The organism is Sphingomonas brevis (assembly GCF_023516505.1).
Taxonomy (GTDB): domain Bacteria; phylum Pseudomonadota; class Alphaproteobacteria; order Sphingomonadales; family Sphingomonadaceae; genus Sphingomicrobium; species Sphingomicrobium breve.
In genome coordinates, this window is the sequence record NZ_JAMGBB010000001.1 from 407,471 (window position 1) to 424,356 (window position 16,886).

A 16,886-nucleotide genomic window follows, 5' to 3' on the forward strand; every position below is an offset into this window, starting at 1 on the left:
TTTAGCGAGCTCCCACCGGAACGACGGTGACACTATTGCCGCGAGCGACACGAACGACCGGGCCGACCGGCACGGACGTGCCAGCTACAGCGCCGCCCGAGGCGTTGGCGGAATTGTTGGTTGCATTGCCAGAGCTATCCGACGGCTTGGCGGGGATGCTGCGGCGCTGGAAGCGCGACACGTCACCGCCGGTAACGAAGGTCGTGTTGTTGTCGGCCGGCCGATTGGCGACAGCCAGCAGCATCTGACGTTCTTCAACCGGATTGGTGCCGGCCGGAACCTTGACCTCACCCGAGGCAACAGCCCGCTCAAGTTCGGCGGTGTTGTCGGCGATCGAGCGCAGGGACAGGCTCAGCGAACCCAGCGACTGGGCAACTGCAATCTTTTCGGCGATGCGCGGCGTAACTTCCAGCGTGACGGTATTGAAGGTCTTGACGATGGTCTTGCCTTCTTCGTCCTTGCTGTCGGTCCGCTGATCGGTGGCCAGCACGCGCAGGTTGCGAATGACGGTCTCCGACACCTTGAGCGGCGGGCCATCGCCACCACCGGCGACATCCTGGGTCAGCATCATGTCGACCCGGTCACCCGGGAAGATGAAGCCGGCAACGCCCGTGGTGTTCGACACCGGAACGGTGATGGCGCGCATGCCCGGGCCAAGCGCCGCGGCAAGGAAGCCGCGATCGTTCGGGCCGACGAGCGCACCCTTGGTCAGTGGCTGGCCAGCGGTGATCGGGTTGCGGACAACCGTGCCGAGCAGCTTCTGCACATCGGCCTCGGGCGCACCCTCGGTGTAGTAAGCGTTCTGCACCAGTTCCTTGGGCCAGGCCTGGAAGGTCAGGCTTTCGGCATCGATGATGGTGCCGACCGGCAGCGCCTTGCGGGCGACCAGCACTTTCGGGCCAGCCGGGACCACAGGAGCTGCGTTGGCCTGATCGGCCCCCGCACCGGCGAACATGTTCTTGGCCATGATGGCGGTAACCACCGCGATGACCAGCGCTCCGACGAGCAGCGCGACTTTCTTGACGTCCATGGCGATTACGCCTCCCCAGTGAGGGTCACTCAGTTGCCCAGCGACAATCCGGCAAATTGGTTAAGAAAGCGTTGGGCTAGTAACCACATTCCGCCCACCGCGATGGCGACACCGTACGGGACCTCCGGACGGCCGGTCTTTTTGCGAATGCGATGCAGGCCGAGAACGACCAGGGTAAGCAGCCCGCCCGCCATCGACATGATCACCAGCAGCTTCACCGTATCGTAGGGCGCAAACCACAGGGCCAGCGCCCCGGCCAGCTTCACGTCCCCGCCGCCCATCACGTTGAGGTAAAAGGCGCCGGCGAAGAGCAGGAAGACGATTACCGCCATCGCCACCCGCAGGGAGGCGTCAGGCCAAAGGTCGACGCCGGACGCCCACCAATAGACGGGCGCGAGCAAGGCAATGGCAACGTTAAGTCGATCGGAAATCGTGTAGGTCTTGATATCGACCACCGCGATCCAGACGAGCATTGCCGCCAATATTCCGAGCAGGGCCAGGGTGAATCCGCCATTCATCATGATGGCACCTCTAGACGCCACGCCTTTCCAAACCGTAACCAAACGGTCCGATGGAGAGAGTTGACGTACTGATTGTCGGTGGCGGCATCGCCGGAGCCAGCCTTGGCGCGCGCCTTGCGAGCCACGTCAGCGTGTTGATTATCGAGGCAGAAGATCTGTGCGGGCGCCATGCCACCGGCCGTTCGGCTGCGTTTTGGCAGGCGAGTCTCGGCGGTGAAACTCCCGAGCGCCAGCTGAGCCTGGCCTCCAAACCAATGTTCGATGCAAATTGGCCTGGCAGCGACGCGCCGTTGCTGCGCCCCAGAGGGGCGGTCCACCTGACGGGTCCCTGTGGCGAGCGTTTTGAGGATATTGACAATCTCGCCGGCGAGCATCGGCCGGTTCACTTGAGCCGGGCCGAAATCGATCGGCTAATTCCGGGATTGCGCGAGCAATGGACCGGCGCCTGGTATGAGGCGAGCTGCGCCGACATCGAAGTCGCGGCTTTTCACGATAGCTGCCTTCGCGCCGTGAAGCGGCTAGGCGGCCAGGTCCGTACGGACGTCGCGTTGCTGTCTGCAAAAGGGTCGGCGGAGGGATGGCGGGTCGAGACGAACCAAGGCTCGATCGAAGCTGGGGTTGCCGTCAACGCGGCTGGCGCCTGGGGCGATGAGGTCGCCCGACGTGCCGGTGTCGATACGCTGGGGCTTGAGCCGCTACAGCGCACGGTGGTGCAACTTCGGGTCGGACGTAAGGGTTTGCGCGACATTCCGTTCGTCACCGACAGCCACGACAGTTTCTATTTCAAGGGCGAGGGCGACAATAGCGTGTGGGTTTGCCCGCTTGACGAGACGCCGGTCGAGCCGGGCGACGCGGCGCCGGAGGAACTGGACGTTGCCACCGCGATCGACCGATTCGAGCAAGCGGTCGATTGGCCGGTCGAGGCGGTCGAGCGCAAATGGGCAGGCCTCAGGACGTTTGCGCCCGATCGCGGCATGAAGTTCGGGTTCGACCCGGTCAAAGCAGGATTCTTCTGGTGTGTCGGGCAGGGCGGCATGGGCATCCAGACCGCGCCTGCCGCATCCCTGCTATGCGCGGCCCTGATCATGGGCGAATCGATGCCGGGCGAATTGAGCGCGATCGATCCGGCCGAGTTCGAGCCGCGCGGGCTGCGCAACTAGCAATTGTCTTCCCCGCGCGAGCGGGGACCCAGGTCTTTTGATTCGCTAGGTTCCCGCTTGCGCGGGAATGACGAGATGGAATCAGATTAACGCCTGGCTTCGGCCTCGGCGCAAGCCAAGGCGTCGGCGCGCTCATTTTCGGGGTGGCCGTCATGGGCCTTTACCCAATGCCATTCGATGCGGTGGGGTTCGGACGCTTCGAGCAGTGCTTGCCATAGCTCGGCATTCTTGACCGGCTTCTTGTCGGCAGTCCTCCACCCGTTGCGCCGCCATCCATGAATCCATTTGGTAATGCCGTCGCGGACATAATTGCTGTCGGTCCATAGCTGGACCCGGCAAGGTTTCTTGAGCGCGTTCAGCGCCTCGATCGCCGCCATCAGCTCCATGCGGTTGTTGGTGGTTGGCGCCTCGCCGCCAGAAAGCTCGCGCTCCTTGCCGTTGGAACGCAGGATCGCGCCCCAGCCGCCCGGGCCTGGATTGCCCTTGCACGCGCCATCGGTAAAAATTTCGACGTCGGGCAGCTCCAGCATCAGGCGACAAGCTCGCGGGGAAGCTTGAAGGTCATCCGCTCGGGCTCGTGCTCGCCGATCTCCTCGGTCACCTCAAATCGTTCGGCCAATGCCTCGACGACCTCGCGGACCAATATTTCGGGAGCCGAAGCCCCGGCCGTGAGGCCAACGATCCGCGGCGTGCCGAGCCAGTCCCAGTCGATGTCCGCCGCGCGCTGGATGAGACGGGCCGGCGCACCGCTGCGCTCGGCGACTTCGGCCAGCCTGAGCGAATTGCTGCTATTGGGCGCGCCGATCACCAGCATTCGTTCGCAGTGCGAGGCAATCGTCTTGACCGCGGCCTGCCGGTTGGATGTGGCATAGCAAATATCCTCGCTCCGAGGCGCGAGTATGGCCGGAAAGCGGACCTGCAAGGCCTCGACGATTTGCGCGGTGTCGTCGACCGAAAGTGTCGTCTGGGTCAGGAAGGAGAGGTTGCCCGGATCGGCGGGCTCCAGAAGGGCGACATCCTCGATCGACTCGATCAGCGTCATAGTGCCCGGCGGGACTTGGCCAAACGTGCCGATGACTTCCGGGTGGCCGTCATGGCCGATAAACAATATGTGGCGGCCCGCTTCGATCAGGCGTTCGGCCTGGCGATGGACCTTGCTGACCAAAGGACAGGTGGCATCGAGATAGTCGAGGCCGCGGGCCTGTGCGGCGGCCGGGACGACCTTCGGAACGCCATGGGCCGAAAATACCACCGGGCGGCCGTCGGGCACTTCGTCGAGTTCCTGGACGAAAACCGCGCCAAGGCCCCGCAGCCGGTCGACGACGAAACGATTGTGAACGATTTCGTGGCGAACATAGACCGGAGGGCCGAACCGCTCGATCGCCAGTTCGACGATCTTGATGGCACGGTCGACACCGGCGCAAAAGCCGCGCGGTGCCGCGATAAGCAGTTGTAGTTCAGGCTTGGGCAAGCTCATCGCCGCGCATGTAAGCGGTCGCTTGCAGCAAGCCAAGGCGGTTCCTATGACGGGCGCCACCGAGCGTATGATTGAAGGAAGCCATATCGTGAAGCGTCGCCTTACTGCCCTTGCCCTGGTTTTTCTGGCCGCGGCCTGCTCGAAAGAAGGCGAAATTACCGAGACGGGCATTTATGTTACGCGCTCGGTTTGCCCGCAGGTCGGCATTCCCGCCGCGACCGGCGACATCACCCTGTTCAACCCGTCGAATCGAACCGACGCGGCCGCGCTCGACGTGTCGGCGGCAATGACCAATGTTCGCTCGACGTGCGATGACAGCGGCGCCAACGTCGTGTCGACGGTTACCTTTGATGTCGTCGCCACCCGCCGCGACGCTGCTGAGGCGCGGACCGTGGTCCTGCCTTATTTCACTGTCGCAATGCAGGGCGGGTCGCAAATCGTGGCAAAGAAGATTGGCAACATTGGCCTCAATTTCGCCGCCGGAAGCATTCGCGCCCAGACTGCGGGCCAGGCGACGATCCAGGTGTCCCGTTCGGTTGCGACCCTGCCCGAGGACGTTCGCCAGGAACTCACGCGCAAGCGCAAGGCGAGCGATCCCAACGCGGCGATCGATCCGCTGTCCGACCCGACGATCCGCGACGCGGTCGCCCGGGCGACGTTCGAGCATCTGATCGGCTTCCAGCTGACCCAGGATCAACTGCGCTACAACGCGACGCGCTAGCGCTCCGACCCTGATTGACTCAATCGCGTGGCGCGGCCACAGCGGCTCCGTCATCCGTGGCCTTGGTCGCGGAAGGCGCGCACGGGAGAGCGCCCCTGAATATTTCAGTGGCCGCCGAAGGAGCAACCGCCCCCGGAATCTCTCAGGCACCAGGGACCGCGCGCGCCAATGACAGTCTGGAAAGAGCCCCGGATCACAGTCCGGGGCCACCGAAGGGGCAAAGCTCTCAGGTGCCGCGACAGAAGGGGGCTCGAATCAACAGCGTGTGGGTTATCCCACGCGACGGCTTTCGAGGACCTGCGGCGTGATTGAGACTAGCGAACAATTGGACAGGCTGCCGCTGGATGCGTGGCACCGCGCCCGGGGCGGACGAATGGTGCCCTTCGCCGGCTATGAAATGCCGGTCCAGTATGACGGCATCATGGCCGAGCATTTGTGGGTGCGAAGCCACGCCGGCCTGTTCGATGTCAGCCATATGGGGCAATTGCTGTTCCATGGACCGAACGTCGATCATGCGCTGGAAGCGCTTCTGCCGGGCGACCTCATTGCGCTAAAAGATGGGCGGCTCAAATATTCGATGCTGCTCGCCGAGGACGGCGGGATAATCGACGATCTGATGGCCACGAGGCGCGGCGACCAATTCTACCTGGTGGTCAACGGCGCGACCAAGCATGGCGATATCGAGCAGTTCCAGAAGCGATTGCCGCGGACGATCGCCATGGATCACATGAAAGAGCAGGCGCTGCTTGCACTGCAGGGGCCGGAGGCGGTCGCGGTGCTGGAGAGCATCGTCCCCGGCGTCGGCGAACTCAGTTTCATGCAGGCGGGGCTCTACCATTGGGACGGAAAACCGCTTTGGATCAGCCGCTCGGGCTATACCGGCGAAGACGGGTTTGAGATTTCGGTTTCGGGCCGCGACGTCGAGTCATTGGCCGACACCCTGGCGGCCGACGAGCGGGTCAAGCCGATCGGGTTGGGAGCGCGCGACTCACTGCGGCTCGAAGCGGGACTGCCGCTCTACGGTCATGATCTGAGCGGCGAGACGACGCCGGTGATGGCCGACCTTAACTTTGCCATCAACAAGCGCCGCAAGGCCGAAGGTGGGTTTGCCGGGGCTCTCCGGATCATGGCCGAGTTGGAGAATGGCGCGGCGCAGAAAAGGGTGGGCTTGCTGGTTGAGGGCAAACAGCCGGTCCGTGAAGGCGCGCTGATCCTCGACTCTGAAGGTAGCGAAGTCGGCAAGGTCACGTCGGGTGGGCATTCCCCGTCGCTCGGCCGGCCGATCGCCATGGGTTACGTTGCCACCCCGTTGGCCGAGCCCGGAAGCACGCTGACGCTAGAGCAGCGCGGCAAGCTGTTCCAGGCCGCCGTCGCGCCAATGCCTTTCGTCCCCCATCGCTATCATCGCAAACAGGGAGCAGCCGCATGAGCCTCTATTTCACCAAGGAGCATGAATGGATCCGCGTCGACGGCGACGTGGCGACGGTCGGAATCTCGGATCACGCCCAGGAAGCTCTGGGCGACATCGTCTTCGCCGAGGTTCCAGACGCGGGCCGCAGCCTCAACAAGGGCGATGACGCGGCAGTGGTGGAATCGGTCAAGGCTGCTAGCGATGTCTATGCCCCGGTTGGCGGAGAGGTAGTCGAGGGAAATAGTGCGCTGGCCGACGATCCGGCGCTTATCAACCGCGATCCGGAAGGCGCAGGCTGGTTCTTCAAGCTGAAGCTTGCCGATGCCTCCGAGCTTGAGGGGCTGATGAGCGAAGCGGATTATCGCGAATGGCTGACGACGCTCTGACTCCGGATCCAAACGTGGAGGGCACTCCCGCCTCGACCTCGCAATGGGATGCGGCGGACTATGCCCGCATTGGTGGCTTCGTGCCGGCATTGGGGCAGGCGGCGCTGGAGCTGCTCGATCCGCAGCCGGGAGAGCATATCCTCGACGTCGGCTGCGGCGACGGCACGCTGACCCTCAAGATCAAGGAAATGGGCGCCGACGTCGTCGGTATCGACAACAGTCTTTCCATGATCGGTGCGGCGCGGGCGAAAGGGCTCGATGCGCGGCTGATGGACGCGGCGCAGCTGAAGTTCGGCGAGGCGTTCGACGCCGTTTTTTCCAATGCAACCTTGCACTGGGTGCTCGACAAGGAGCGGGCGGCGCGCGCGATCTGGTTCGCGCTTAAGCCCGGCGGACGTTTCGCGGGCGAAATGGGGGGCGACGGCAATCTCGCCCGGCTGCGCGAGGCACTCGACGATGAGCTGGTCGCGCGCGGGTTCGGCCCGCCGACCTATGCCGCCAACTGGTATCCGTCGGTCGAGGATTTCACCGCCGTTTACGAGCAGGCAGGGTTCAAGGACATCGACGCCCGCTTGATCGAGCGGCCGACCCCACTGGAACATGGTGTCGCCGCCTGGGTCATCACTTTCCGCGCCGGCTGGCTCGACCGGGCCGGCGTTCCGCACGAAGAACGCCAATCGATCGCCGACGCCGTCGCCGAGCGGGTTGGTTCCGACATGGCCGACTATGTCCGCCTTCGCTTCATCATGAGGAAGCCCAAGTGAAAAATACTCGTCATTCCCGCGCACGCGGGAACCTAGCCAAGCAAGAAAACTGGGTCCCCGCTTTCGGGCACCCATCGAAGTACTACTTCGATGGGACCCTCGCGGGGATGACGAAGGGAGGGATGCGGTGAGGTATCTTCCCCTTTCCGAGACCGATCGCTCCGCCATGCTCGCCACGATCGGCGCCGGCTCGGTCGACGATTTGTTTCGCGACGTGCCGGAGGGGCTGCTGCTTAAGGATTCCATCGCGGGCCTGCCGCCGCACGCCAGCGAAATGGCGGTCGAGCGCGACCTCGCTGCGATGGCTCGCAAGAATATGGTTGCGGGCGACGTGCCATTCTTCCTCGGATGCGGCGCCTACAAACATCATGTTCCGGCGAGCGTCGATCATTTGATCCAGCGCGGCGAGTTCCTGACCGCCTACACGCCTTATCAGCCGGAAATTGCGCAGGGCACGCTGCAGGTGCTGTTCGAATTCCAGACCCAGGTTGCACGGCTGCTGGGCTGCGAGGTTGCCAACGCCTCGATGTACGACGGCTCGACCGCCTGCTGGGAAGCGATCGGCATGGCGCGGCGGATCACGCGCAAATCGAAGGCGATCATCTCGTCGGGGCTGCACCCGCACTATGTCAGCGTCTGCAACACGATGGCCAAATTCACCGGCGATACGCTGGATACCGAATTGCCGAGCCTCGATGCGGCGACCGATGCCAAGCGGCTGATCGCCAGCATCGACGCCGAAACCAGCTGCGTCGTCGTTCAATATCCCGACATCCTTGGCCGGATCACCGACCTGACCCCGATCGCCGAGGCGGCGCAGGCCAAGGGCGCACTGCTGATCGCGGTTGTGACCGAGCCGGTCGCGCTGGGCTTGATCAAGGCGCCGGGGGAGATGGGGGCGGACATCGTCGTCGGCGAAGGCCAGTCGATCGGTGTGGGCCTGCAATTCGGCGGACCCTACGTCGGCCTGTTCGCCACCCGCGAGAAATATGTCCGGCAGATGCCGGGCCGGCTGGCCGGCGAGACGGTCGATGCCGAGGGCAAACGCGGTTTCGTGCTGACCTTGTCGACCCGCGAGCAACATATCCGCCGCGAAAAGGCGACCTCGAACATCTGCACCAACTCAGGTTTGTGCGCGCTGGCCTTTTCAATCCATATGACCCTGCTGGGCGAAACGGGCCTCGCCGGCCTCGCTAAGATGAATCACGCGCGCGCGTGTGAGGCGGCGGAGCGATTGTCGAAAATCGCCGGCGTGCGGCTGGTCAACGACAATTTCTTCAATGAATTTACGCTGGAGCTGCCGGTCGAGGCCCGCCCGGCAGTTCACGCCATGGTCCAAAAGGGAGTGCTCGGCGGTGTGTCGCTCGGGCGGCTCTATCCGGGCGTCGATGCGCTCAAGAACGGGCTGGTGGTGGCGGTGACCGAAACCGCCAGCGAAAAGGATATTGATGCGCTGGAAGCGGCGTTGAAGGAGCTGTGCAAGTGACCGCCGAGACCGAAACCGCGGCCAAGCCGGCGAGCCCAAATCCGTCGGGCTGGCGCCCGTCCGCGCCGGCAACAGGCGAGCCAGTCGCCGCGCCGACCGTGACCGGTAACCGCGCGCTGATGCTTGAAGAGCCTTTGCTGTTCGAAATCGGCCGGCGCGATCAGACCGGCATCGATTTGGAGCCCGCCAAGGCCGTTGCCACGCGTCTCGGCGGCCTGGAACGCAACGGCGTCGATTTGCCCGGCCTCAGCGAACCCGAGACGGTACGGCACTACACCCGGCTCTCGCGGCAGAACTACGCGATCGACCTCGGTCTGTTTCCGCTCGGATCGTGCACGATGAAACATAATCCGCGCCTCAACGAAAAGATGGCGCGCCTGCCCGGCTTTTCCGACATTCATCCGCTTCAGCCGCAGGAGACGGTCCAGGGCGCGCTGGAAGTGATCGACCGGCTCGCCTTTTGGCTGATTGAGCTCACCGGCATGCAGGGCGTAGCGATGAGCCCGAAGGCCGGCGCACACGGCGAGTTATGCGGGCTGCTTTGCATTCGCGCCGCCCTGGAAGCGCGCGGCGATCCGCGGCAGGTCGTGCTGGTCCCGGAAAGCGCTCATGGCACCAACCCCGCCACGGCTGCTTTTTGCGGCTACCGGGTCGAGAATATACCTGCGACCAAGGCCGGGCGGGTCGATCTGGAGGCGCTCAAGGCTCGCCTGGGTCCGGACGTCGCCGCGGTGATGATCACCAATCCCAACACCTGCGGCCTGTTCGAGCCGCAGATGAAGGAGATCAGCGACGCCGTGCATGCCGCCGGGGCCTTCGTCTATTGCGATGGCGCCAACTTCAACGCGATCGTCGGCAAGGCGAAGCCCGGGGATCTCGGCGTCGACGCGATGCACATCAACCTTCACAAGACCTTCTCGACCCCCCATGGCGGGGGCGGACCGGGATCCGGGCCAGTGGTATTGTCGGAGGCGCTGGCGCCGTTTGCCCCGTTGCCATTCGTCCAGAAGTCGGACCGCAGCTACAAGATGGTCGAGGAGGAGACTGCCCACGAGCAAGGGAGCGACAGCTTCGGCCGTATGGTCGCCTTCCACGGCCAGATGGGCATGTTCACCCGGGCTTTGACCTATATTTTGAGCCATGGCGCCGATGGTCTCGCCCAGGTCGCGGGGGATAGCGTCCTCAACGCCAATTACCTCCTCCGCAGCCTGGAAGATGTGCTCGACGCCCCGTTCGCCTTCTCAGGCCCCTGCATGCATGAGGCAATTTTCAGCGATAAGGGCTTCGCCGAGGGCTTCTCGACGATCGACGTCGCCAAGGCGCTGATCGACGAAGGCTTCCATCCAATGACGATGTATTTTCCGCTGGTTGTTCATGGCGCGATGCTGGTCGAGCCGACGGAAACCGAGTCCAAGGCCAATCTCGACCAGTTCATCGCCGCGCTGCGCTCGATCGCGGAGCGCGCCAAGGCTGGGGATCCAGCACTGAAGGCCGCACCGATCCATGCCCCGCGCCGCCGCCTCGACGAGACGCTGGCGGCAAGGAAGCCAGTCCTAACCTATAATAACCCGGCGCCGGACGGCTCCTCGACTGGCCTGGGAGCGCACTTCGGCGGCGGTTGATGACCAGGCCCAGCTTCCCGCCTTACAATGTTAGCGATCTGGGCAAGGGCCTGAAGCGCAAGGCGCCGGCCGCCGGGCGCAATGTGGGTCCGATCGGCGACGTGCTCGCGGAATGGTTGCCGGCAAGCGGACTGGTGCTGGAGATCGCCAGCGGCACGGGCGAACATGCCCTGGCCTTCGCACAACGCTTTCCAAACCTGACCTGGCAACCCAGCGACCCGGATCCGGAAGCGCTGGCGTCAATTGCCGCATGGCAGGCGGAAGGCCCGGGCAACCTGCTTCCACCGATTGCGTTGGACGTTACCATCGACTGGCCCATCGACAGCGCCGATGCGATCCTGTGCGTCAACATGGTTCACATCAGTCCATGGCCGTGCTCGCTGGGTTTGCTCGATGGTGCCGAACGACTGTTGGCAAGCGGCGCGCCGCTGATCCTTTATGGTCCGTGGCTGGAAGCAGGGATCGAGGCGGCACCTTCAAACCTCGCCTTCGACCTGGATCTCAAGGCGCGCAATCCCGAATGGGGCCTGCGATTGGTAGAGGATTTCGCGGCCGAAGCGGCGCTACGCGGTTTTATCCTCAGGGAGCGCAGGCCGATGCCGTCCAACAATCTGATGCTGCGGTTCGAGCAGGCCTAGACGCCGTCCGGCCTGCAGCGCGAGACCGACAGCCAGCAGGCCAAATGCCCAGCCGCCGATGACGTCGCTGGGCCAATGCACGCCAAGATAAATCCGCGACAGGCCTACGACGAGCGCCAGCAGCAACGCGCCCATGACCCATGGTCCGCGGCGGGCGGGGGCGGCGACAATCAGCGCCGCTGCCAAAAAGGCGGTCAGGCTGTTGGCGGAGTGGCCACTGGGAAAGGCGAGACTGGAGGGTAGCCAATCGACGCCGAAATGGGGACGCGGGCGGCCGATCCAGTCCTTCATGAATTCTACCAATGTGCGCTCGACAAGGACGGTTGCGACCAGCAACAGCGCGACGGCGGGCTGCCGCCGGAACAACAACCACAGCGATGCCGCGGCGGTCACGCTCAATGTGACATAGGCTCCACCAAGATTTGTGAGGCCGGCGACCAGGGCCGTCAGTCGGGGCCATTCGGCGCGAGCTTCGGCCAGGCTCTGCAACAATCCCACTTCGAACCTGTCGGCGGGTCCGCCGGCGACAGCGGCCACGGCAAAAATCGAAATCAGAAGGATCATGACGACTGGCTTGGTCAAGTTAGTCATTTCCTCCCGTGTTAAACGAAGTTTTACCGCTTCGACCTAGCATTGCCCCCATGGACCAGAGCAGCGCCAGCCAAAATCGCAAGAATCGGCGGTCAAATGTGTTGATGTCGGCCAGCCTCGAGCTGTCGGGCACATCCTTGCCGGTCAAGCTGCGCAATCTCAGCTCGGAAGGCGCCTTGGTGGAGGGCGAGAAGCTGCCTGTGGAAGGTGCGTCCCTGCTGTTCCGCAAGGGCGATCTCAGCGTGGCCGGGACGATCGCCTGGGTTAAAGGGCGTCAGGCAGGTGTCAGTTTCACGCAAAGGCTCGATCCCGAGCAGTTGCTTCGCCATGTCCCGGCTCCGCGCGCGCGGGTCACGCCGGCCTTCCGCCGCCCGGGACTCACGAAGTTCACCGACGAAGATCAGGGTTACGGCGGTGCCTGGCACTGGCGTTTCCCACACGCCACGGACTGAGTCGGTCGCCGTCCAAATCGTTACGGCGTCATGTCGTTCGCAGATGTTCCGATAGCGCTGGTCGGGCGCAGCTTGCGGCTCATCTCGGCGAGGCGTACATTTTTGCCAGGACCATGCCCTGATAAGGATCTCCCCCGATAAAGGGCTCTGGAGCATCGCTCATGATGATTTCGCATTGGCTGGCCGCAGCACTGATTGTGGGCGGCACCGCAGCCGTCGCTGAACCAACCCGGCTCGATATCGACAACGCACCGGCCCAGGCCATCGATAGCACGACTATCACCGACGAGGTGGCGCTGACCAGGGACAAGATCGACCGCATGACGGTCGACGTTTCGGTCGGGGGCAACGGCCCTTACCGCTTCCTGGTCGATACAGGTGCGGAGCGGACCGTGATTTCGCGTCAGCTGGCCCAGCGGCTAAAACTGGAAAGCGGCAAGGCGGCGACGCTTCACAGTGTGATTGGCGTGAATCCCGTTGAAACGGTTTTTATCCCCCGCCTGCAGGTCAGCAATAGCCTGATCTCCGTGGTCGACGCGCCGGCGCTTGAAGCGGCCAACATCGGCGCTGACGGGATGCTCGGTATCGACAGCCTGCGCTCTCAGCGGGTGATGTTCGATTTCAAGGCTCAAACCATGTCCATCACACCGGCCAATCGGCCGGTCGAAAAGATGGACGGTGATACGATTGTTGTGCGGGCGCGCGCCCGAAGCGGCCGTCTGATCTTTACCCATGCCAAGATCGATGGGCAGAAGGTGACGGTCATCATCGACACCGGATCACAGGTGACGATCGGCAATCCCGCACTCCAGCGCAGATTGATGCGGAGCAATATGTGGACCTCGCCGGTGCCAACGACGATTGAATCGGTGACTGGCGAGAAGCTTCCGGCGCGTTTGGCGATGGTCAAGGCGCTGGAGCTTGGCGATGTTCACCTCGACGACCTGCCGATCGCCTTTGCCGATGCACACATTTTTCGCCAGCTCGACCTCAAGGATGAGCCGGCGCTCCTACTGGGCATGAACGCGATGCGGGCATTCGACCGGGTCTCGATCGACTTCACGTCAAAGAAGGTACGGTTCGTGCTTCCAGGCACGAGCATGCGCGAGCCCGTTCGGCTGGCGGCAGTCGGCGCAATCTAGCTAGCCGCATCAACTAAGAAAAAGGGCCCGGACGAGACATGCTCGCCCGGGCCTTTTTCATGCGCCGTTCGGCTCAGCCGCGTTCCGGCTCCGGCGGAGGCGGCGGCGGAGGTGGCGGCGGAGGCGGTGGCGGACAGGCGTCCGTCGCCAGGATCACCGAACCATCCGGGCACGTCTGCGTCGCCGGGGGCGGCGGAGGCGGTGGCGGCGGCGGCGGCGGAGGCGGGGGCGGCGGCTCTGCATGGCCGAAGTTGAAGATCAGGCTGGCCAGCAGGCTGTGCGACCGGAACTTATTGTCAAAGTCGGTCGACAAAACTGCGTCCGTCGTGCGGTCCACCAGTAGCGGCGCGGTAACACCGACATCGAACGTGTCCGGGTTGCCATCAAGGGCAAGGACGCTTTCGTTCACCAGATGAACATTGCCGGTCCGGAAGTAGCGATACTTAAGGCCAATATCGATGTTCGGGCTGATTGCGTAGCGGATGCCCGCAATCAGCTGCCACGCGAATGACCCGTCGCTGTCATCGACGAAATCGGTGTTGACCTTGACCTTTGCCCAGCCGGCGCCGAGGCCGGCGTAGAAGGAGAAGCCATCCTCGTCACCGAAGTCGACCAGGCCGTTGAGCATGGCCGAGAAGACAGTGGTCTTGCCATTCAGATCGAAATCGCCGCTAACCAGCGGCGCCAATCCCGGCGCACCGGTATCCGGTGGAGCGGATGGCCGGTTCAACGCCGTGTTCAGGCTGGCAACGAAACTGTCGTCGACATTGAGGTCTTTGAGCGGTGCCTTCTTCCAGCCAAGCTCGCCCTCAAGCCGGAACATGCCGAAATCGTACCCGACGATGCCATCCAGATCGATACCCGTCTTGTAATCGAGGTGGAGCGCATTCTCGAAAAGCGTGTCGACCGGGGCGGGCGCCAGAATCGGCGGCGTTTGTGCGGGCTGAGTGGTAGTGTAGTCGGCGAAGATGTCGGCATCCTTGTCCGGAGACCATAGGGCGCCGCCTTCTATGCCGAGATAGAGCTGGCCGTCGCGTGCCTGGGCCGGTGTTGCGACTGCGGCCACGCAGACCGCCGCGAGTAGATATTTTTTCATTTCGAACCCCCTTTATTTTGAGCCGGTGTCCAAGTCGCCAAACCCGGCCCCCTTGGAAAGGTTGCAGCAAAATGGCGTGAGATCGGTTTTCGGATCGGACCTGTGGCCTACCTGCCACAACTAACTGAGGAGTAGCCCGGATCGCACTCTAACGTGCGAATTCGGTTGAACAGGGACAAGCAGCTTGGGTTAATATAGGGCAGAGTAATGAGCTGCTCGTGCTACGGAACCATTTGAAAAGATTGATGGGTCGGCGAGAATGATGCAGCATAGGTTCGCCAAGTCGTTGCACAGGGCACAGGCCAACATCGGGGAAATGTCGTGATTTCGCAGACCTGCAAGCTAGTCCTTCTTGCCGCGGTGCTTGGCTCGAGCCCGGCCTATGCCAAGAAGCCGCCGAAGCCGGTATCGGCGCCAGTGGTCACCCCTATCTTCGCGCGCAATTTCACGCCGATCGATCGCTTCTATTCGGCGCGCAAGGACGCGCTACTGTGGATGTCGAACCGGGAGGCGCAAGTCGCGCTGATCCAATTGCTGCGCGATGCGCCGATCGACGGATTCACGCGCGGTCCGGATCTCGCGACTCAGATTGAGGGTGCGATCACCGCCGCGCAAACAGGCACTCCGGCAGCTGCCACCAGTGCCGACCGCCTCATGTCGCAGGCGCTGATCGACTATGTCCAGTCGCTCTACACGCAAGTTCCCGGCATGACCTATGGTGACAATTGGGTGCGCCCAAAGGCGCCTAGCGGGGAAACGATCCTCGCTACCGCCGCCCGGGCTCCGTCGCTCGCAGCGCACATGGATGAGGTATGGAACCTCAACCCGGTCTATGCGCAGCTCCGCAAGGCTGCAGTCGAAGAAGCCAAGCTTCCGAACGGTGGCCAGTCGGCCCGTCTTGCGCTCAACCTGTCGCGCGCGCGGTTCAAGCCGCCATCAAACAAATTCATTTTGGTCGACATCGCATCCGCCCGGCTGTGGATGTACGAAAATGGCGCCCCGGTGGATTCGATGAAAGTCGTCGTCGGCAAAAACGAAGTCGATCCAAAGAGCGGTGCGAGCCTCCGGACACCGATGCTTGCGGGCGTCATGTATTACGCGATTTACAACCCTTACTGGCACGTTCCCGATCATCTTGTGCGCCTCAACATCGCACCGGCCGTGGCAAAGCTAGGACCCAACGCGCTCAAGGGTAACAAATATGAGGTGGTCGATAGCTGGTCGAGCAACCCGGTAATCGTCGACCCGGCGACAGTTGACTGGAAGGCGGTATCCGCCGGCACGGCTCACGCCTTGCTTCGTCAGAAGCCGACAGGCGCAAATTCCATGGGCAAGATGAAATTCCCGTTCGAAAACGGGCTCGGCATCTATCTCCACGACACGCCGCATAAGGAATATTTCAAAGAGGCGGTGCGAACGCTCAGCAATGGCTGCATTCGTTTGGAACGAGCTGCTGATTTCGGAAGCTGGATGATGGGTCGGCCGGCGAGGCCTGAAGATACGTCGGCCGAGTTGACCGTACCCTTCCCGCAGGGTGTGCCGATATACGTCACATATCTGACGGCGCTGCCCGATACGGGTAAGATCGCTTATGGCAAGGATGTCTATGGCTGGGATGCCCGGGCACCGATGACCGGCCAGGCGGTGGTGCAGGCAGCTGGCGCTGGGTCTTAAGACGCTCCGATCCAGCGGCCAATTCGCTTCGCTCCATGAGTCAGAAAAGCCCGCCGTCCCCTGGATAGCGGGCTTTTCTGACTGGTGAGCCGTGCTGGATTCGAACCAGCGACCTACTGATTAAAAGTCAGTTGCTCTACCGACTGAGCTAACGGCCCTCACAGCATTGGAAAACTGGTGATGTCTCGCGGACACCCCAATTTTCGCGATGGCCCTAGCCAACCCGCCGCCGCTTGCCAAGGCGAGACGCGAGGTGGCGGGGCGTCAATCCGCCGATCACCCGCCAACCGGGCGCGATTGCTGCCATAGGTCCGACCACGAAATCCCGTTCGCGAAGGCGCGGGTGCGGAATTGTGAGGCATCGCGAGCGAAACGGCGGACCGTCCCACGCAACCAGGTCGAGGTCGAGCACCCGAGGTCCCCAGCGCTTGCCCATCCTACGCCCGAAGCGGCGTTCCAGGGCCTTCAAGCCCGACAGCATCATCCTAGGCGCGAGCGGACTTTCGACCAGCGCGACCGCATTGGCAAAGTCACGCCCGGCGCCGCCGACCGCCTTGTTCAAAACGATCGGCGAGGCATCGAACAGCTCATATTCGGCATCGAGCCGGGCGATCGCCGCCTCGACAACGCCGGCGGGTCGCCCGTGGCGGACATGGCGCCGGTTGGAACCGAGGGCGATGGCATAAAGGTGCGTTGCGTCGCTCACCTGGGACCG

At 63.2% G+C, this 16,886-nt stretch carries 18 protein-coding genes, 1 tRNA gene and 1 riboswitch; of the genes, 11 read left to right on the top strand and 8 right to left on the bottom strand.

Translation table 11 applies throughout. The features are described from left to right. Position 1 precedes the first annotated feature (1 nt). Both cpaB and LZ518_RS02200 read right to left on the bottom strand, forming a co-directional pair. The gene (gene cpaB, locus LZ518_RS02195) at positions 2-1,030 is read right to left on the bottom strand and encodes a Flp pilus assembly protein CpaB (RefSeq protein WP_249914410.1); all 1,029 of its coding nucleotides are present in this window, start codon (positions 1,028-1,030) and stop codon (positions 2-4) included. A gap of 29 nt (positions 1,031-1,059) precedes the next feature. Next, entirely contained in the window at positions 1,060-1,551 is a 492-nt protein-coding gene (locus tag LZ518_RS02200; protein WP_249914411.1) for an A24 family peptidase, read from the bottom strand. 50 nt (positions 1,552-1,601) lie between these two features. Here LZ518_RS02200 and LZ518_RS02205 point away from each other — a divergent pair, with 50 nt between their 5' ends. Continuing rightward, a complete protein-coding gene (locus tag LZ518_RS02205) occupies positions 1,602-2,711 on the top strand; it encodes an NAD(P)/FAD-dependent oxidoreductase (protein WP_249914412.1) in 1,110 nt (369 codons plus the stop codon). 86 nt (positions 2,712-2,797) lie between these two features. Here the strand turns inward: LZ518_RS02205 and rnhA are convergent, their stop codons facing one another. Both rnhA and ispH read right to left on the bottom strand, forming a co-directional pair. Then, on the bottom strand, positions 2,798-3,241 hold the full coding sequence (rnhA, locus tag LZ518_RS02210) for a ribonuclease HI (protein ID WP_249914413.1): 444 nt from the start codon (positions 3,239-3,241) through the stop codon (positions 2,798-2,800). Next, positions 3,241-4,188 carry a 4-hydroxy-3-methylbut-2-enyl diphosphate reductase gene (gene ispH / locus LZ518_RS02215; protein WP_249914414.1) on the bottom strand — a complete coding sequence of 316 codons (948 nt, stop codon included), beginning with the start codon at positions 4,186-4,188 and terminating at the stop codon, positions 3,241-3,243. The genes rnhA and ispH overlap by 1 nt, the downstream gene beginning before the upstream one ends. 88 nt (positions 4,189-4,276) lie before the next feature. Here ispH and LZ518_RS02220 point away from each other — a divergent pair, with 88 nt between their 5' ends. From LZ518_RS02220 to LZ518_RS02250, 7 genes are all read left to right on the top strand, one after another. Beyond that, positions 4,277-4,909, top strand: coding sequence for a hypothetical protein (locus LZ518_RS02220; protein WP_249914415.1), 633 nt, complete (start codon positions 4,277-4,279; stop codon positions 4,907-4,909). A gap of 72 nt (positions 4,910-4,981) precedes the next feature. Next, a riboswitch (glycine riboswitch) is annotated at positions 4,982-5,078 on the top strand. Between the two features lie 135 nt (positions 5,079-5,213). Further along, positions 5,214-6,338, top strand: a complete 1,125-nt coding sequence (gene gcvT / locus LZ518_RS02225) for a glycine cleavage system aminomethyltransferase GcvT (protein ID WP_249914416.1) — start codon at positions 5,214-5,216, stop codon at positions 6,336-6,338. Further along, positions 6,335-6,706: a glycine cleavage system protein GcvH gene (gene gcvH / locus LZ518_RS02230; RefSeq protein WP_249914417.1), complete on the top strand. Its 372-nt coding sequence runs from the start codon at positions 6,335-6,337 to the stop codon at positions 6,704-6,706. The genes gcvT and gcvH overlap by 4 nt, the downstream gene beginning before the upstream one ends. Further along, positions 6,688-7,470 (top strand): class I SAM-dependent methyltransferase, encoded by a 783-nt coding sequence (locus LZ518_RS02235; protein ID WP_249914418.1) that lies wholly within the window; start codon positions 6,688-6,690, stop codon positions 7,468-7,470. Before gcvH ends, LZ518_RS02235 begins: the two co-directional genes overlap by 19 nt. Before the next feature lie 127 nt (positions 7,471-7,597). Next, entirely contained in the window at positions 7,598-8,956 is a 1,359-nt protein-coding gene (gene gcvPA, locus LZ518_RS02240) for an aminomethyl-transferring glycine dehydrogenase subunit GcvPA (protein ID WP_249914419.1), read from the top strand. Next, positions 8,953-10,578 (top strand): aminomethyl-transferring glycine dehydrogenase subunit GcvPB, encoded by a 1,626-nt coding sequence (gene gcvPB / locus LZ518_RS02245; protein ID WP_249914420.1) that lies wholly within the window; start codon positions 8,953-8,955, stop codon positions 10,576-10,578. The genes gcvPA and gcvPB overlap by 4 nt, the downstream gene beginning before the upstream one ends. Further along, complete coding sequence (locus tag LZ518_RS02250) at positions 10,578-11,216, top strand: DUF938 domain-containing protein (protein WP_249914421.1); 639 nt, start codon at positions 10,578-10,580, stop codon at positions 11,214-11,216. Before gcvPB ends, LZ518_RS02250 begins: the two co-directional genes overlap by 1 nt. On the opposite strand, the gene LZ518_RS02255 is transcribed toward LZ518_RS02250, so the two are convergent. Further along, complete coding sequence (locus LZ518_RS02255) at positions 11,142-11,807, bottom strand: phosphatase PAP2 family protein (RefSeq protein WP_249914422.1); 666 nt, start codon at positions 11,805-11,807, stop codon at positions 11,142-11,144. The genes LZ518_RS02250 and LZ518_RS02255 overlap by 75 nt on opposite strands. 50 nt (positions 11,808-11,857) lie before the next feature. On the opposite strand from LZ518_RS02255, the gene LZ518_RS02260 reads away from it, so the two are divergent. Then, positions 11,858-12,259, top strand: coding sequence for a PilZ domain-containing protein (locus LZ518_RS02260; RefSeq protein ID WP_283938148.1), 402 nt, complete (start codon positions 11,858-11,860; stop codon positions 12,257-12,259). Positions 12,260-12,420: 161 nt separating this feature from the next. Beyond that, positions 12,421-13,401: a retroviral-like aspartic protease family protein gene (locus LZ518_RS02265; protein WP_249914424.1), complete on the top strand. Its 981-nt coding sequence runs from the start codon at positions 12,421-12,423 to the stop codon at positions 13,399-13,401. A gap of 73 nt (positions 13,402-13,474) precedes the next feature. On the opposite strand, the gene LZ518_RS02275 is transcribed toward LZ518_RS02265, so the two are convergent. Then, positions 13,475-14,497 carry an outer membrane protein gene (locus tag LZ518_RS02275; RefSeq protein WP_283938149.1) on the bottom strand — a complete coding sequence of 341 codons (1,023 nt, stop codon included), beginning with the start codon at positions 14,495-14,497 and terminating at the stop codon, positions 13,475-13,477. 321 nt (positions 14,498-14,818) lie between these two features. Between LZ518_RS02275 and LZ518_RS13505 the strand changes: the two genes are divergently transcribed. Further along, the gene (locus LZ518_RS13505) at positions 14,819-16,171 is read left to right on the top strand and encodes a L,D-transpeptidase family protein (RefSeq protein ID WP_249914425.1); all 1,353 of its coding nucleotides are present in this window, start codon (positions 14,819-14,821) and stop codon (positions 16,169-16,171) included. A gap of 82 nt (positions 16,172-16,253) precedes the next feature. On the opposite strand, the gene LZ518_RS02285 is transcribed toward LZ518_RS13505, so the two are convergent. Both LZ518_RS02285 and folK read right to left on the bottom strand, forming a co-directional pair. Next, positions 16,254-16,329, bottom strand: a tRNA-Lys gene (locus LZ518_RS02285). Between the two features lie 56 nt (positions 16,330-16,385). Next, positions 16,386-16,877: a 2-amino-4-hydroxy-6-hydroxymethyldihydropteridine diphosphokinase gene (folK, locus tag LZ518_RS02290; protein ID WP_249914426.1), complete on the bottom strand. Its 492-nt coding sequence runs from the start codon at positions 16,875-16,877 to the stop codon at positions 16,386-16,388. Positions 16,878-16,886 lie beyond the last annotated feature (9 nt).

Excerpts from the sequence above, each read along its gene's own strand:
- LZ518_RS02235 (WP_249914418.1), top strand. The coding sequence starts at position 6,688 with ATGGCTGACGACGCTCTGACTCCGGATCCAAACGTGGAGGGCACTCCC.
- LZ518_RS02205 (WP_249914412.1), top strand. The coding sequence starts at position 1,602 with ATGGAGAGAGTTGACGTACTGATTGTCGGTGGCGGCATCGCCGGAGCC.
- LZ518_RS02200 (WP_249914411.1), bottom strand. The coding sequence starts at position 1,551 with ATGATGAATGGCGGATTCACCCTGGCCCTGCTCGGAATATTGGCGGCA.
- LZ518_RS02275 (WP_283938149.1), bottom strand. The coding sequence starts at position 14,497 with ATGAAAAAATATCTACTCGCGGCGGTCTGCGTGGCCGCAGTCGCAACA.
- LZ518_RS02260 (WP_283938148.1), top strand. The coding sequence starts at position 11,858 with ATGGACCAGAGCAGCGCCAGCCAAAATCGCAAGAATCGGCGGTCAAAT.
- LZ518_RS02265 (WP_249914424.1), top strand. The coding sequence starts at position 12,421 with ATGATGATTTCGCATTGGCTGGCCGCAGCACTGATTGTGGGCGGCACC.
- LZ518_RS02250 (WP_249914421.1), top strand. The coding sequence starts at position 10,578 with ATGACCAGGCCCAGCTTCCCGCCTTACAATGTTAGCGATCTGGGCAAG.
- gcvH (WP_249914417.1), top strand. The coding sequence starts at position 6,335 with ATGAGCCTCTATTTCACCAAGGAGCATGAATGGATCCGCGTCGACGGC.
- LZ518_RS02255 (WP_249914422.1), bottom strand. The coding sequence starts at position 11,807 with ATGACTAACTTGACCAAGCCAGTCGTCATGATCCTTCTGATTTCGATT.
- rnhA (WP_249914413.1), bottom strand. The coding sequence starts at position 3,241 with ATGCTGGAGCTGCCCGACGTCGAAATTTTTACCGATGGCGCGTGCAAG.
- ispH (WP_249914414.1), bottom strand. The coding sequence starts at position 4,188 with ATGAGCTTGCCCAAGCCTGAACTACAACTGCTTATCGCGGCACCGCGC.
- cpaB (WP_249914410.1), bottom strand. The coding sequence starts at position 1,030 with ATGGACGTCAAGAAAGTCGCGCTGCTCGTCGGAGCGCTGGTCATCGCG.